A 13,478-nucleotide genomic window follows, 5' to 3' on the forward strand; every position below is an offset into this window, starting at 1 on the left:
TCATCCCACCCTGTGGGCTGGTCCACTCGGACCCCTAGACAGATTGTTGAACAAAGACCTAGCATGGAACCACGATTCGGGCGATGATGCTGCGGCGCCGCCCGTCTGCAAAATCCCCCCTCCGGGCCCCGGCCCCCGAACCGTAAGGCTGTCATGTCACGAATCGAGAACCAGACTGGCGAGGATACTGGGCGGTTCGCTTGGTATCGCACTCTTGGGGAGCGCGGCCGGAAGGCATGGATTGGGGCTTTCGGCGGCTACGCCCTCGATTCCTACGATTTCCAAGTCCTGCCGCTCTCGCTCGTAGCGATCGGCGCCTACTTCCATCTCTCGACCGGCCAGGCCGGGCTGCTGACCACGGTCACCCTCGTGGTGTCGGCGATCGGTGGGGCGCTGGCGGGAATCCTCGTGGACCGGATCGGCCGCACCAAGACTCTGATGATCACCGTGGCAGCCTTCGCACTCTTCACGGTCCTCTGCGGCTTCGCCGGCAGCTTCGAACAGCTGCTGGTCTTCCGAACGCTCCAGGGACTGGGGTTCGGAGGCGAATGGGCCACGGGCGCCATCCTCGTCGCCGAATACGCGAAGCCCGAGTACCGAGGCCGCGCGGTGGCCTTCATCCAGAGTTCCTGGGCTGTGGGTTGGGCGCTGTCAGTCCTCGTCTACACGCTGGTCTTCAGCTTCGCCCCCGCCGACATGGCCTGGCGAGTGCTGTTCTGGACGGGTGCCCTCCCCGCCGTGCTGCTCCTGTTCGTCCGCCGGAACGTCACGGACGCCGATTCGGCCACCGAGCGCCGGCTTTCCAGCGCCAAGCGCGGAGGATTCGGAGAGATCTTCAAAGGTCCCATGGGCCGCACCACGTTCTTCGCCTCGCTTCTTGCCACGGGCGTCCAGGGCGGCTATTACACGTTGGCCTCGTGGGTTCCGACCTACCTGAAGGTGGATCGCGGCCTGAGCGTTGTGGGAACTGGCGGCTACCTGACCTTCCTCATCTCGGGCGCCTTCATCGGATATGTATCCGGCGGCTACCTCACTGACCGCCTCGGGCGGAAGAAGACGTTCCTGCTGTTCTCCGTCCTCTCCACCCTCGTCATCTTCGCCTACGTCAACATCCCAGCTGGGGCCAACACCCTGGTCCTCATCCTCGGCTTCCCCCTGGGCTTCTTCACCTCAGCGATCTTCAGCGGCTTTGGATCGTTCCTCTCCGAGCTCTACCCGGCCCACCTCCGGGGGACCGGGCAGGGCTTCACCTACAACTTCGGGCGCGCTGTAGGCGCCTTCTTCCCAACTCTCGTGGGTTTCCTCGCCGCGACGCTTGGAGTCGGGGGCGCCATGATCTTCGGTGCCGCCGGATACGCCATCGCTGTGCTGGCGCTGCTCGGCCTGCCCGAGACCAAGAACCGCGAGCTCGCCTGAACCTGGCAGCTCTGTTCCCCGTCCCACCCCATCTCTGGAAGAGAGAACACCTGTGACATCCCAAAGCCTGATCCCCCAGTCCACGTCGCCCAGCGAGGCCCGTGCCGAGTTCCGCAGCGGCCTAGTGGTGCCTACATCGGGCTGGGCTGCAGGGTATACCCAGGTGAACATGATCTCGGTTCCTGCGGATTGGGCGTACGACGTGCTGCTCTTCTGCCAGCGGAACCCCAAGCCCTGCCCCGTCCTCGACGTCACAGATCCCGGTGCCACGGCGAGCGTGCTCGCCGAGGGAGCCGACCTGAGAACCGATATCCCGCGTTACCGCCTCTGGCGTGATGGCCAGCTGGAGGCGGAGCTCGACGACGTCGTGGACCATTGGCGCGATGACCTCGTGACCTTCCTGATCGGCTGCAGCTTCACGTTCGAGTCGCCGCTGGTCGAGGCCGGGGTGCCGCTCAGGCATGTCGAGCAGGGACGTAACGTCTCGATGTATCGGACTGACGTCGAATGCCGGCCGGCTGGCCGCATGCATGGGCCGATGGTCGTGTCCATGCGCTACATCCCAGAGAGCCTTGTCGAGACGGCCTTCCAAGTAAGCGCGCGCATGCCCGCCGTACACGGGGCTCCGGTCCACGTCGGAGATCCGCGAGCCCTGGGCATCGCTGATCTCGCCCAGCCTGACTATGGTGATTCCGTTGAACCGCAAGACGGCGATGTTCCGGTCTTCTGGGCGTGCGGGGTGACCCCTCAGGCGGCTCTGATCGCCTCTAAGCCGCCGCTCGCCATCACCCACGCCCCCGGGTACATGCTCATCACGGACGTCGCCGATTCCGACTACCGGATCCCGTAGCCAGCGCGGCAGCGCCCTCCGAAGGGACCATTTGGGAGCAGCATTGGTTCTGATCCGTGTCAGGATCAGGTATGCCACAGCGCCTGATGCTGCTCGACGCCCCGTCGCTGTACTTCCGCGCCTTCCACGGGGTCCCGGACACGATCCGCCGCAGCGACGGGACCCCGGTGAACGCCGTGCGCGGCCTGCTGGACATGATCGCCCGGCTGACCTCCGACTATCAGGCGACGCACCTCGTGGCCTGCATGGACGACGACTGGCGACCGAAGTGGCGGGTGGACCTGATCCCCGCGTACAAATCGCATCGCGTGGCGCAGGCTGTGGCGGACGCTCCTGATGTGGAGATCGTGCCGGAGGGGCTGACGGCGCAGCTTCCACTGATCCGCCACGTGCTCCGCCTCGCCGGCATCGCCGTCGTCGGCGCCCCGGAGCACGAGGCCGACGACGTGGTCGGCACGTACGCCAGCCGGGCGGAGCTGCCAGTGGACGTGGTCACGGGGGACCGTGACCTGTTCCAGCTGATCGACGACTCGCGCCAGGTACGCGTGATCTACACGGCGCGGGGCATGAGGAACCTGGAGCTCGTCACGGACCGGGTGGTCGTGGAGAAATACCGCGTGCTGCCCGAGCAGTACGCCGACTATGCGGTCCTCCGCGGTGACACCTCGGACGGCCTGCCCGGCGTGGCGGGGATCGGCGAGAAGAGCGCGGCGTCACTGCTCCTCCAGTACGGAACGCTCGACGGGCTGCTTGCCGCAGCCGCGGATGCCGCCAGCGGCCTCTCCGCCCCCATCCGGTCCAAGCTGGCCGCAGCTGCGGGCTATCTCGCGGTCGCGCCTGCCGTCGTGAAGGTGGTCCGCGACCTCGACCTGCCGACCCTTGAGGAGGCCGGAGCGGAGCTGCGCCCCATCGTCGGCGATGCGCGTGCCGAGCTGGAAGGCCTCGCCACGGAGTGGAACCTTGGCGGCTCGGTCAAGCGCCTCCTTCAGGCGTTCGACCAGCGCCGCTGAGGGGAAAGATCAGATCCATGCCCGGATGTTGCCGGCCGCGAGGCCCTCGCGGCCCGCAACTAGACCAGCTGTTCATCACGTCGGCCTGCGTCGGGCTGACGGAGCGGCAGCAGGCGAACGAGGTGCACGCGGGGGCGATCTTCGTCCTCGACCCCGGCGTGACGGGTCGTCCGCCTGCTTCCTTCAGAGACGACGCGAGCTCGGCGGCAGCAGTGGAGTAGTGGGACCGGGCCCCGGCTCAGGCCCTGCGGCGCTTTCGCAGGGTCCTGAACGCGACCGCGGCGAGGGCGCCCGCCGCCAGCGCCCACGGGCCGCCGACGATGATCGGGTCGATCCACTGGTGGTTGACGTCAGCGCGCTTTTGCCCGAACCGGGACCGGAGGCCGCCCCGTGAGAACTCGCTGAGCACCCCTGTCTCGGTGACGGGATTGTCTGGGCGGAGGGAAGCAAACGAGCGCAGGTGGTGTTCCCAGGCGTCTATCCTGTCTGCCGCGATGAGCAGCAGCCAGTGCGCGGCCCGGCCCTCGCTGTACTTGTAGGCGTGCTTCCGGACGGCGCCGGAGACGCCCGCGGGAGGCGTGGAGGTCCCGAAGACGGGGGGCAGGAAAGCGTGCTCGACCGACCGTTCCCGAGGCCATTTCTCGGGCTGGCGTTCGGGGAAGTCCCAGTGCGCGCCGGTCTCAATGCCAGGGTTCTCGCGGGGGTAGGAGGGCCGGTCGGCAGGGTCGAGGTCAGCGCCCCATCCGGGGATCTGTGACCGGAGGTCTTCGGCGGACCTCTTGAGGGTGGTTTTGCTGGCGATGTAAGGCGTGGCTATCTCAGACATTGTGCGCTTCCTTCAGGGCTGGCCTGCGACAACGAGCGGCTTGATGATGTTGTCCAGCTTGGCGGAGAAGATGTGGTAGCCCTCCGCGATGTGTTCCAGTGGAATACGGTGGGTGACGATGTCGCTGGGCTTCAGGTAGCCGTTGCGGATGTGCTCGAAGAGCCTGGGCCATTGGCGCTTTACCGGGCACTGGTTCATGCGCAGGGTCAGGCCCTTGTTCATGGCGTCGCCGAACTTCACGGCGCTGAACATCGGGCCGTAGGCGCCCACCACAGATACAGTGCCACCCTTGCGGACTGAATCAATAGCCCAGTTGAGAGCAATGGGCGAGCCGCCCTGCAGTTTGAGCTTGCTGCTGGTGACGTGCTGGAGGAAGTTGCCGTCCGCCTCAGCCCCCACGGCATCAATCACGACGTCGGCGCCCAGATAGTCGGTTTCCTTCTTCAGGTGCACCACGATGTCGTCGTACTCCGTGAAGTTGAACGTCTCGGCGTGCGCGAAGGACCTTGCCTTCTCCAGCCGGTACTCCAGATGGTCGATCACGATCACCCGTCCGGCGCCCATCAGCCATGCGGACTTGGCCGCGAACAAGCCCACCGGGCCAGCACCGAACACCACCACCGTGTCGCCTTCCACGATGTCCCCGAGCTGGGCGCCGAAGTAACCGGTGGGGAGGGCATCGGTGAGCAGCACGGCGTCCTCCTCGTCCATCCAGTCGGGGATCAATCCCGGCCCCACGTCAGCAAAGGGGACTCGCGCGAATTCGGCCTGACCGCCGTCGTAACCTCCGCAAGTGTGGGAGTAGCCGTAGATGCCGCCTACCGCCGTCGCATTCGGATTGACGTTGTGGCAGTTGGAGTACAGGCCGCGGGAGCAGAAATAGCAGGAGCCGCAGTACACGTTGAACGGCACCATGACCCGGTCTCCGGGTTTGAGCCGCTCAACCGACGGGCCGACCTGCTCCACCACGCCAACGAACTCGTGCCCGAACGTCATCCCCACCCGCGTGTCCGGCATCATGCCGTGATAGAGGTGGAGGTCGGATCCGCAAATGGCGCCCGTGGTGACCCGCACTATCGCGTCGTTCGGATGCTCGATCTTCGGAATGTCTTTCTCTTCGACCCGGACCTTGTACGGGCCGCGATAAACCATCGCGCGCATCAGGAGCCTTTCCTTTCCGGCTTCTCCCTCAGGCTCCCGCCGTCCTCGACACTTACGTCGTTCGGGCCGTTGCAAGTTATTGCCTTCACTCCTCCACTCCTTTTTCTTGATGCCATGTCAATTCTGGCCAAGCGGTTGCACCGTGCGGGTATCTTCCAGCGCCAGAAGGCGGGGAAATGGGATAACCAGGATTATGGCGAGTCGAGTTCCGCCGAGCGGGCATGAGGCCCTCTGGTTTCAAGCGGGCAGGCTGTCGTCTTGACACTTGCGCAGTCTTGGTGAACGACTCGCTGACGATCTCGATGTCCCAGGCCTCGCGGTCCTCCCCCCTTGGCTGGAGGTCGGTGATCCGGCGCGCGACGTCAGTCGGCGAGGCGGGATCGGCCAAGAGGCCGACGTGGACCGGGTTCATTCCCCCGCACTACCCGCACGTCCATAGCCGTAACCACCCTCCCTTTTCCTCGGCTCCACCACTGCAGGAGGCGCGAGATCATCACCCCCCGTATCCCAGCGACCGCGAGATCGACCGCGCGGCGGCCCGCACTACGGGCACCAGTCCGCGCATGCGCTGGGCTGGCATGAAAGGCTTCGTCGCGGACACGCTTACCGCGGCGACGATGACGCCACCGGCGTCCCGAATGGGAGCAGAAACGCACCGAATTCCCGGCTCGTTCTCCTCGAGGTCCATGGCGGCTCCATGCCGCCGATAGTCCTCCATCCGTCCGACGAATTCTTCTGCTCCGTCCGCACTGCCTCGGTGTTCGGCCTCGTAGAGTGCCCGCCATTCGTCGCCGCGGTCCAAGATGAGCGCCTTTCCGATTCCAGTCTTCGTCAAAGGCATGCGATGACCGATTCTCGACCTCATTTCGGCCCCCCGATTTCCGGGAATCTTGTCGAGATACAGCACCTCTCCCGCGTCGACAATGGCGAGGTGCACGGTGTCCTGGACCTTTTCGGCGAGTTCTTCGAGAATCGGCCGAGCCACAACCGGCAGTGGATTCTGATGCAGGGCGCGGAACCCGAATTCGATGAGCGTGGGCCCGAGCGAATAGTCGCGGCCCGCCGCCACCCGCAGATATCCATAGCGCTCGAGCAGTTGCACCAGGCGGTGGGCTGTGCTCCGTCCGAGGCCGGTCACCTCCGTCACGCTCCGCAGGTCCGTCGCTCCATGTGCGACGGCGCGGATCACCTCCAGCCCACGCGCGAGAGTCTGAGTCCCCGCAGGCAGGGAAATATCATTCAGCACCACCGCAGTATATCCCTATATTTGGGACGCTGTTCGACATTCCGGGACGCTCTCGAAAGACTCTCGCCATGACCGACCTCTCGCCCCGCCTCATCGGGCTGGATTGGGGCACCACCTCGTGCCGGGCCTACCTCTTAGGCGATGACGGCGCGGTCTTCGACCAGCGACCCGGCGGCCGCGGCGTCCTCGCACTCACCCAGTCGGGAAACCGGGAAGCGGCCTTCGAACGCGAACTCGCGGACCTCTGCGGGCCGTGGCTGGAACGCAACCCCAAGCTCCCGCTCGTGGCCTCCGGAATGGTCGGAAGCAATCAGGGCTGGGTCGAGGCTGGCTACCAGAACTTGCCCGTGGACCTCATGTCCCGACCCGACTACCTCACAGAAGTCGCGACTCCGTATGGTCCGCTCTACATCATCCCGGGCCTCTTCAAGGAGGGCAGCGGCCAGGACTTCCCCGATGTCATCCGCGGCGAGGAAACGCAGCTGCTCGGCGCACTTCCCGAGGCGCCCCACAGCGTGGGCGAGCCCGCGACGTCGGCCGAGCCCGCCGTCGTCGTCCTTCCGGGGACCCATACGAAGTGGGTCCGGCTCGAAGGCACTGTGGTGACGGACTTCGTGACGTCGATGACCGGCGAGCTGTTCGGTCTGGTCACGAAGCAGAGCATCATCGCAAGGCTCGCCGAAGACGCACAGGAACCTGACATCACGGCGTTCGAGCGCGGCCTTGACGTCGCATTCGGGCGGGAGGCTGACATCGCGTCAACACTCTTCTCCGCCAGAACCCTCGTGATGGCCGGCCAGCTCAAGCCCACGGCAGTCAAGGACTACGTCTCGGGCCTCATGATCGGCGCCGAGGTGGAGCGGTTCGCGCGGAGCTGGATGGGGGAACACCAAGAGGCGACCATCTGCGCCAACGCACAACTCGCCTGGCGCTATGCAAGGGCCCTCGAGCGCGCCGGCGTGAAATCGACGCTCGCCCCCGAGGACGCCGTCGCCACGGGTCTGTGGCGCACCGCGGTCGCCTTGGGAATTGTTGACCGCAGCGCAATCGTCGAGAAGGAGACTCCATGACCACCGGACTCGTCGCGATCCTCCGCGGCATCACGCCAGCGGAGGCGGAAGCCATCGGGAAGGCGCTCTACGAGACGGGCTTCCGCTCCATCGAAGTCCCGCTCAACTCGCCAGACCCGCTCGAATCGATCAGGCTCATCCGAGCCGCACTGCCCGAGGACTGCGCCGTGGGCGCGGGAACGGTCCTGACGACCGGGCAGGTGGAGCTGGTCAGGGAAGCGGGATCGGACATGGTCGTCTCGCCGAACATGAACACGGACGTCATCCGCGCGACCGTGGCCGCCGGCATGCGGAGCTACCCGGGTGTCGCGACGCCCACCGAGGCATTCGCAGCGATCGACGCCGGTGCTACCGCCCTCAAGCTGTTCCCCGCGGACTCCGTGGGCATCAGCGGAATGCAGGCCTGGCGGCCCGTGCTCCCGCCGGGTACCGAGCTGCTGCCGGTGGGCGGCATCGACGCCGAGAACCTGGGCGCGTGGGTCGCGGCGGGTGCCGCAGGTGCCGGCATCGGCTCAACCCTCTACAAGCCCGGCCGCAGCGCGGACGACGTGGCTACCCGTGCTGCCGAGCTCATGGCCGCGTGGCGCAGCGCGTCCAGCTAGACGAGAACAGGAGTCATCATGAAAGTCACGTCGCTCACCACGTACACCGTCCCCCCGCGCTGGCTGTTCCTCAAGATCGAGACCGACGAGGGCGTCACCGGCTGGGGCGAGCCCGTTGTCGAAGGCCGCGCGGCGACGGTTGCTGCAGCTGTGGAGGAGCTTTCCGACTACGTGGTCGGCCAGGATCCCCGCAATATCGAGGACCTCTGGACCGTCATGTACCGGGCTGGCTTCTACCGCGGCGGGCCCATCATGATGAGTGCGATCGCCGGCATCGACCAGGCGCTGTGGGACATCAAGGGCAAGGCCCTCGGCGTCCCCGTCCACGAACTCCTCGGCGGGAAGGTCCGCGAGAGCATCCGCACGTATTCGTGGATCGGCGGGGACCGCCCGGGTGAGACGGCCGCGGCGGCGCGAGCCGCCGTCGACCGCGGCTTCACCGCCGTGAAGATGAACGGCACCGAAGAGCTGCAGTACATCGACACGTGGGACAAGGTCGAACGCTGCCTCGAGAACGTTCAGGCGATCCGGGAAGCGGTGGGCCCCAACATCGGCATCGGCGTGGACTTCCACGGGCGGGTCCACAAGCCCATGGCCAAGGTGCTCATCAAGGAGCTCGAGCCGTTCAAGCTCATGTTCATTGAGGAGCCGGTGCTGTCCGAGCACGCGAACTCGCTGCTCGACGTCATGCGCAACACGCCGACGCCCATCGCGCTGGGGGAGCGGCTCTACTCGCGCTGGGACTTCAAGGAGATCCTCGCGACCGGCGCTGTGGACATCATCCAGCCCGACGCCTCGCACTGCGGCGGCATCACCGAGGCCCGCAAGATCGCCCACATGGCCGAGGCGTACGATGTCGCCCTCGCGCTGCACTGCCCGCTCGGCCCGATCGCCCTCGCGTCGTGCCTCCAGATCGACGCCGGCTGCTACAACGCGTTCATCCAGGAGCAGAGCCTGGGGATCCACTACAACACCTCGAATGACCTCCTCGACTACGTCACCGACCCCTCGGTCTTCGCCTACGAGGACGGGATGGTGAAGATCCCCGACGGCCCCGGCCTGGGTATCGATGTCAACGAGGAATACGTCGTGGAGCGTGCGGCGGAGGGGCACCGCTGGCGGAACCCGGTGTGGCGGCATCGGGACGGTTCCGTCGCCGAATGGTGAGCCGGGTTTCCGGCCGTCTGATCACGGGTAGCGGGCTGGCATGCTCGTTCCCCACGTCGCCGAGGGCATCCACCTCATCACGCACGCCTACGTCAACTGCTATGTGATCGAGGACGGCGGGGCCCTCACTCTGGTCGACGCCGGGCTTCCGAGCATGTGGCCCATACTGCAGACGCTCCTGAAGGACATCGGTCGGAAGCCGTCCGACGTCGAGGCGCTCGTGCTCACGCACGGCCACTTCGACCACGTCGGCTTCGCGCGGCGCCTTCAGGAGGAATGGTCGACGCCGGTCCTCGTCCATGCGGGCGACCGGCACCTCGCGGCGCACCCCTACCGCTACACGCCGCAGCGCAACCGCTTCCTCTACCCGTTCACCCACCCGCGCTCGCTTCCCAAGCTCGGGCGGATGGCGATTGCCGGCGCGCTCGCGGTGAAAGGAGTCGCCGACACGAAGCCGCTCACTGCGGGCGCCGAACTCCCGGTGCCGGGGTCGCCCGCCGTCGTGCATACGCCAGGCCACACGGATGGGCACTGCATCCTTCACCTGCCTCGGCGCGACACCGTGCTGAGCGGCGACGCGCTCGTGACGCTCGACCCCTACACAGGCAAGGTCGGCCCCCAGATCGTGGCGTCGGCGGCGACGAAGGACACCTCCCAAGCGCTCGCCTCCCTCGACGCGATCGCCGCCACAGGCGCGACGACGGTGCTTCCCGGACACGGCGACCCCTGGCAGCGCGGGGCGGAGACTGCTGCCCGCTATGCGAGGAATGCTGGGGCGCACTGAGGCTGCCGACAATAGCCAAAGAAAATGCCGCCGCACCGTTTGGTGCGGCGGCATTTCAGTAATTGAGCGAGTTCTACGCCATTTCCTCGCCAATACCGACAGTGAAGATGTTCGGCCCTGTGCGAATGACCTTCACGCGGTCTCGCGGGGCGTTGGCGGAGCGGGAAATGTGGGCTACGGCCGCTTCGAGTGTGTGGTGGGCGGTCTCGCGATCCCAGATTTTCACGGTGACGGAGTTCGATTCAAAGGTCATGCGCCATTGCCTTCTTTGATGTCGGACGGTGGGTTGCCTCGGCTTTGAGGCGACCAGCTTCCACTGTAACGAAGGGCCTCGCCCGGCCGCCGCACATTGTGACGGATCCCACCCTGCCCAATCCTTTCGCTTCCGCGCTCCGAATCCCCTAGGAAAGGCGAGTTCAAGGAGCGCGATGCGAAGACGTGAGACAGTTGTCTACATGCCGGATCGCGACGCCGGGAGTGTTTCCGCACCGGACATCGATGAGCTCATGAGCCGCGTGGCGCAGGGCGACCAAGGGGCCTTCGGGGCCCTCTACGATGCCCTCGCGCCGCTCGTGCATGGACTCGTCCTCCGCGTGGTGCGCGATGCTGCACAGAGCGAGGAGGTCACCCAAGAGGTGTTCCTCGAGGTGTGGCAGCAGGCCAAGCGCTTCGACGCCGACCGTGGTCGCGCCCGGGCGTGGATCACCGTGATGGCCCACCGCCGCGCGGTTGATCGTGTCCGCGCCGCCCAGGCCGCGACCGACCGCGATCTTCGGGAAGGCATCAAGGACTTCGAGGAGAGCTACGACGACGTCGAGCACCAGGTCGAAGTGGCGCTCGAGAGCGAGCGGGTCCGCAAAGCCCTCGAATCGCTCACCGACATCCAGCGGCAGGCCATCCGACTTGCCTACTACGGCGGCTACACGTACGGCGAAGTCGCCGACGCCCTGGGCCTGCCCCTGGGCACTGTGAAGACCAGAATCCGTGACGGGATGATCCGCCTGAGAGACGTGTTGGGAGTGAGCCATGGATGACCAGCTGCACCTGCTGACCGGCGCCTATGCCCTCAACGCGCTCGACGACGACGAACGGCGGCGCTTCGAGCGGGCCCTTCCCTTTGGGGATCCGACGGCGGAGGAGGCCCGCGAGCTGAGCGAGACTGCCGCGCTGCTCGCCGCCGGGACGACCCCGGTCCCCCCGCCCCCCGCGCTCAAGGAGCGCCTGATGGCACAGATCGCCGTGACGCCGCAGGTGGGCGCGACACCCCAACCGGTGACGCCTCCGACCAGCTCCCGTCCCGTGACGCCCGAGGCCGGCTCCGCCCCCGTTGCGCCGTCACCTCTACACGGTAAAGGTGACGGCGCAAGCAGGGGCGGGGGCCGTCGTCGTGCGCTCCCTCCGGTTGCGCGATGGCTCGCCGCGGCCGCAGCGGTCCTGCTGGTCGCCGGGGTCGGCACCGGCGTGTGGGGCCTTCAGGCCCAGCAGCAGCGCGATGCAGCGCTCCGCGAGCTCGCGGCGGCCCAGACGTCCCGCTCGGGCGTGATCGACAGGATCCTCTCGGAACCCGACGCCAAGGTCCAGGAGGTCCCGGCCCCGGGCGGGGCGACCATGCTCATCGCCCACTCGAAGGACGCTCAGTTGGCCGGAGTGGTGACCATCGGGATGGCCGCGCCGCCGGCGGGAAAGGCGTACGAGCTGTGGCTCATCGACGCGGGCGGGGCGGCAAAGCCCGCGGGGCTGGTCGCGGTCGCGGAGGGGAGCACGTGGAATGAGCTGCCAGGTGGCCTGGACGGTGCAGCGCTCCTCGGGGTGACGGTCGAGCCCGCCGCCGGGTCGCCGCAGCCCACCACTCAGCCGATCCTCCTCGCGCCGATCGCCTGATCCCACCAAGCCGAGGCCAATCCGGGACGCGGACTGCTCCGAAGTGTGCGTGCAGGCATTCGATCAGCAACGACAGGAGCAGTCATGTCAACGTCCGTCATCTCGCATCGCACTCCCGTACAACTCGCGGCCGCCGTGGTGGGCGCGGTCTTCCTCGTCGTCGGAATCCTGGGCTTCATCCCTGGGATCACCTCCGACGTCGGCAGCCTGGGCTTCGCGGGGCACGGATCCCACGCGATGCTCTTGGGGCTGTTCCAGGTCTCAGTGCTGCACAACATCGTGCACGTGCTGTTCGGCGTGGCCGGCCTCGCCCTTGCCCGGAGCATGGGGTCCGCGAAGGGCTACCTCGTGTGGGGCGGTGCGATCTATCTGGTGCTCTTCGTCTATGGCCTCATCTTCAACGGCGACATGGCAGGGAACTTCGTCCCGGTGAACGCCGCGGACAACGTTCTCCATCTGCTGCTCGGCATCGGCATGCTGGCCGTTGGCCTTGTGCTCGGAAGGCAAACCGTGTCGCGTACCCGCTGAACGTCTCAGCCGCCAGGAGCCGCGGTGTCCGGGCCAGTCCGGGTGCCGCGGCTTTTTCGGCGAATACCTCGGTTCCGGAGCGGATTTGCTGGGTATCGTTGGGGAATGGAAGAGCTCAGTGCCACTGGCTCGGAGGACCTGCTCGATCTGCTGCTCGAGAGCGACGATCTGGCCACTTTTCTCCAGAGGCTCTGTGAAGTTGCAGCCGGTGACCTGTCCGGGCCCGACGAAGTTCACTGCAGCGTCACCGTTGCGCGTGAACGCCGGAAGGACACGATCGCGAGCAGCGACGAAATGGCCGCGGCGATGGATGAGATCCAGTACTCCTCCGGCGAAGGGCCGTGCACCGACGCCGTGAGGACGGGTCATTCCGTCGACGTGCCGGACCTCCTCAAAGACGAACGCTATCCGCGGTACCGGCAGGCCATGGAAGGAAAAGGCATTCGCTCGATCTTTGCCACACCGATTCCCCTGCCATCCACGTCCAGAGCGTCCGCCGCCCTCAACTGCTATAGCTCTGACCCCGGCTTCGAAGGTCAGAGCCGAGCCGAAGATCTAGCTGCGCTCGCCGCAAAGTCCGTGCTCCTCGCCGTGCGGTTCGAGAACGAGTCGGACAAGTCCTCGGATCTCGCCGCCGCCCTCGAATCCCGCACCGCCATCGATCTCGCGGCCGGTGTCATCATGGCCCAGTCCGGTTGCTCGCAGGAGAAGGCCATCGACGTCCTCAAAACCGCGTCCATGAACAGGAACGTCAAGCTCCGCGACATCGCCACCTCGATTCTGGCGCGTTTCGATGACGCCGACCCCAAGACCTACTTCAGCTGATCCCCGAGGGGGGACCTGAAAGGGAAACCCTCGAAACCCCTGAAACCCCTGAAACCCCTCGAAACCCCCGGCTCGAACCGGGGGCTTCGGCGGTTTACGGGGGTTTCGGCGA

The 13,478-nt window shown here is 66.4% G+C and carries 16 protein-coding genes; 12 read left to right on the forward strand and 4 right to left on the reverse strand.

Going from position 1 to position 13,478, the window contains the following annotated elements:
• Positions 1–153: 153 nt before the first annotated feature.
• The 4 genes from E5679_RS14370 (at position 154) to E5679_RS14385 (ending at position 3,497) form a co-directional block, all read left to right on the forward strand.
• Complete coding sequence (locus E5679_RS14370; RefSeq protein WP_138417056.1) at positions 154–1,416, forward strand: MFS transporter; 1,263 nt, start codon at positions 154–156, stop codon at positions 1,414–1,416.
• A 52-nt stretch (positions 1,417–1,468) separates the two neighbouring features.
• Positions 1,469–2,266: a putative hydro-lyase gene (locus E5679_RS14375; RefSeq protein WP_138417058.1), complete on the forward strand. Its 798-nt coding sequence runs from the start codon at positions 1,469–1,471 to the stop codon at positions 2,264–2,266.
• Positions 2,267–2,337: 71 nt separating this feature from the next.
• Positions 2,338–3,276: a 5'-3' exonuclease gene (locus E5679_RS14380; RefSeq protein ID WP_171042397.1), complete on the forward strand. Its 939-nt coding sequence runs from the start codon at positions 2,338–2,340 to the stop codon at positions 3,274–3,276.
• A gap of 17 nt (positions 3,277–3,293) precedes the next feature.
• Positions 3,294–3,497 carry a hypothetical protein gene (locus E5679_RS14385; protein WP_138417062.1) on the forward strand — a complete coding sequence of 68 codons (204 nt, stop codon included), beginning with the start codon at positions 3,294–3,296 and terminating at the stop codon, positions 3,495–3,497.
• Positions 3,498–3,514: 17 nt separating this feature from the next.
• Here E5679_RS14385 and E5679_RS14390 read toward each other — a convergent pair whose 3' ends face one another.
• The 3 genes from E5679_RS14390 to E5679_RS14400 all read right to left on the reverse strand — a co-directional run bounded on the left by E5679_RS14390 (position 3,515) and on the right by E5679_RS14400 (position 6,509).
• A complete protein-coding gene (locus E5679_RS14390) occupies positions 3,515–4,102 on the reverse strand; it encodes a hypothetical protein (RefSeq protein ID WP_138417064.1) in 588 nt (195 codons plus the stop codon).
• 12 nt (positions 4,103–4,114) lie between these two features.
• Positions 4,115–5,263: a zinc-dependent alcohol dehydrogenase gene (locus tag E5679_RS14395; RefSeq protein ID WP_138417066.1), complete on the reverse strand. Its 1,149-nt coding sequence runs from the start codon at positions 5,261–5,263 to the stop codon at positions 4,115–4,117.
• Between the two features lie 493 nt (positions 5,264–5,756).
• Positions 5,757–6,509 carry an IclR family transcriptional regulator gene (locus tag E5679_RS14400; RefSeq protein WP_249336152.1) on the reverse strand — a complete coding sequence of 251 codons (753 nt, stop codon included), beginning with the start codon at positions 6,507–6,509 and terminating at the stop codon, positions 5,757–5,759.
• 68 nt (positions 6,510–6,577) lie between these two features.
• On the opposite strand from E5679_RS14400, the gene E5679_RS14405 reads away from it, so the two are divergent.
• The 4 genes from E5679_RS14405 to E5679_RS14420 are packed head-to-tail and all read left to right on the forward strand — an operon-like array spanning position 6,578 to position 10,132.
• On the forward strand, positions 6,578–7,579 hold the full coding sequence (locus E5679_RS14405; RefSeq protein ID WP_138417068.1) for a 2-dehydro-3-deoxygalactonokinase: 1,002 nt from the start codon (positions 6,578–6,580) through the stop codon (positions 7,577–7,579).
• Complete coding sequence (locus E5679_RS14410) at positions 7,576–8,181, forward strand: 2-dehydro-3-deoxy-6-phosphogalactonate aldolase (RefSeq protein WP_138417070.1); 606 nt, start codon at positions 7,576–7,578, stop codon at positions 8,179–8,181. Before E5679_RS14405 ends, E5679_RS14410 begins: the two co-directional genes overlap by 4 nt.
• Positions 8,182–8,199: 18 nt before the next feature.
• A complete protein-coding gene (gene dgoD / locus E5679_RS14415) occupies positions 8,200–9,348 on the forward strand; it encodes a galactonate dehydratase (RefSeq protein ID WP_138417072.1) in 1,149 nt (382 codons plus the stop codon).
• A 40-nt stretch (positions 9,349–9,388) separates the two neighbouring features.
• Positions 9,389–10,132 (forward strand): MBL fold metallo-hydrolase, encoded by a 744-nt coding sequence (locus E5679_RS14420; protein ID WP_138417074.1) that lies wholly within the window; start codon positions 9,389–9,391, stop codon positions 10,130–10,132.
• A gap of 73 nt (positions 10,133–10,205) precedes the next feature.
• On the opposite strand, the gene E5679_RS14425 is transcribed toward E5679_RS14420, so the two are convergent.
• Entirely contained in the window at positions 10,206–10,385 is a 180-nt protein-coding gene (locus E5679_RS14425; RefSeq protein WP_138417076.1) for a hypothetical protein, read from the reverse strand.
• Between the two features lie 175 nt (positions 10,386–10,560).
• Between E5679_RS14425 and sigK the strand changes: the two genes are divergently transcribed.
• The 4 genes from sigK to E5679_RS14445 all read left to right on the forward strand — a co-directional run bounded on the left by sigK (position 10,561) and on the right by E5679_RS14445 (position 13,366).
• Positions 10,561–11,166 carry an ECF RNA polymerase sigma factor SigK gene (sigK, locus tag E5679_RS14430; RefSeq protein WP_138417078.1) on the forward strand — a complete coding sequence of 202 codons (606 nt, stop codon included), beginning with the start codon at positions 10,561–10,563 and terminating at the stop codon, positions 11,164–11,166.
• Positions 11,159–12,013: an anti-sigma factor gene (locus tag E5679_RS14435; RefSeq protein ID WP_138417080.1), complete on the forward strand. Its 855-nt coding sequence runs from the start codon at positions 11,159–11,161 to the stop codon at positions 12,011–12,013. The genes sigK and E5679_RS14435 overlap by 8 nt, the downstream gene beginning before the upstream one ends.
• Before the next feature lie 84 nt (positions 12,014–12,097).
• Entirely contained in the window at positions 12,098–12,541 is a 444-nt protein-coding gene (locus E5679_RS14440) for a DUF4383 domain-containing protein (protein WP_138417082.1), read from the forward strand.
• Between the two features lie 105 nt (positions 12,542–12,646).
• Positions 12,647–13,366 (forward strand): GAF and ANTAR domain-containing protein, encoded by a 720-nt coding sequence (locus E5679_RS14445; RefSeq protein ID WP_138417084.1) that lies wholly within the window; start codon positions 12,647–12,649, stop codon positions 13,364–13,366.
• The last annotated feature ends 112 nt before the right edge of the window (positions 13,367–13,478 follow it).

This window comes from Sinomonas gamaensis (assembly GCF_005876955.1).
GTDB lineage: Bacteria > Actinomycetota > Actinomycetes > Actinomycetales > Micrococcaceae > Sinomonas > Sinomonas gamaensis.

Excerpts from the sequence above, each read along its gene's own strand:
- E5679_RS14385 (WP_138417062.1), top strand. The coding sequence starts at position 3,294 with ATGCCCGGATGTTGCCGGCCGCGAGGCCCTCGCGGCCCGCAACTAGAC.
- E5679_RS14405 (WP_138417068.1), top strand. The coding sequence starts at position 6,578 with ATGACCGACCTCTCGCCCCGCCTCATCGGGCTGGATTGGGGCACCACC.
- E5679_RS14435 (WP_138417080.1), top strand. The coding sequence starts at position 11,159 with ATGGATGACCAGCTGCACCTGCTGACCGGCGCCTATGCCCTCAACGCG.
- E5679_RS14410 (WP_138417070.1), top strand. The coding sequence starts at position 7,576 with ATGACCACCGGACTCGTCGCGATCCTCCGCGGCATCACGCCAGCGGAG.
- E5679_RS14380 (WP_171042397.1), top strand. The coding sequence starts at position 2,338 with ATGCCACAGCGCCTGATGCTGCTCGACGCCCCGTCGCTGTACTTCCGC.
- E5679_RS14395 (WP_138417066.1), bottom strand. The coding sequence starts at position 5,263 with ATGCGCGCGATGGTTTATCGCGGCCCGTACAAGGTCCGGGTCGAAGAG.
- E5679_RS14440 (WP_138417082.1), top strand. The coding sequence starts at position 12,098 with ATGTCAACGTCCGTCATCTCGCATCGCACTCCCGTACAACTCGCGGCC.
- dgoD (WP_138417072.1), top strand. The coding sequence starts at position 8,200 with ATGAAAGTCACGTCGCTCACCACGTACACCGTCCCCCCGCGCTGGCTG.
- E5679_RS14370 (WP_138417056.1), top strand. The coding sequence starts at position 154 with ATGTCACGAATCGAGAACCAGACTGGCGAGGATACTGGGCGGTTCGCT.
- E5679_RS14390 (WP_138417064.1), bottom strand. The coding sequence starts at position 4,102 with ATGTCTGAGATAGCCACGCCTTACATCGCCAGCAAAACCACCCTCAAG.
- E5679_RS14425 (WP_138417076.1), bottom strand. The coding sequence starts at position 10,385 with ATGACCTTTGAATCGAACTCCGTCACCGTGAAAATCTGGGATCGCGAG.
- sigK (WP_138417078.1), top strand. The coding sequence starts at position 10,561 with ATGCGAAGACGTGAGACAGTTGTCTACATGCCGGATCGCGACGCCGGG.
- E5679_RS14445 (WP_138417084.1), top strand. The coding sequence starts at position 12,647 with ATGGAAGAGCTCAGTGCCACTGGCTCGGAGGACCTGCTCGATCTGCTG.
- E5679_RS14420 (WP_138417074.1), top strand. The coding sequence starts at position 9,389 with ATGCTCGTTCCCCACGTCGCCGAGGGCATCCACCTCATCACGCACGCC.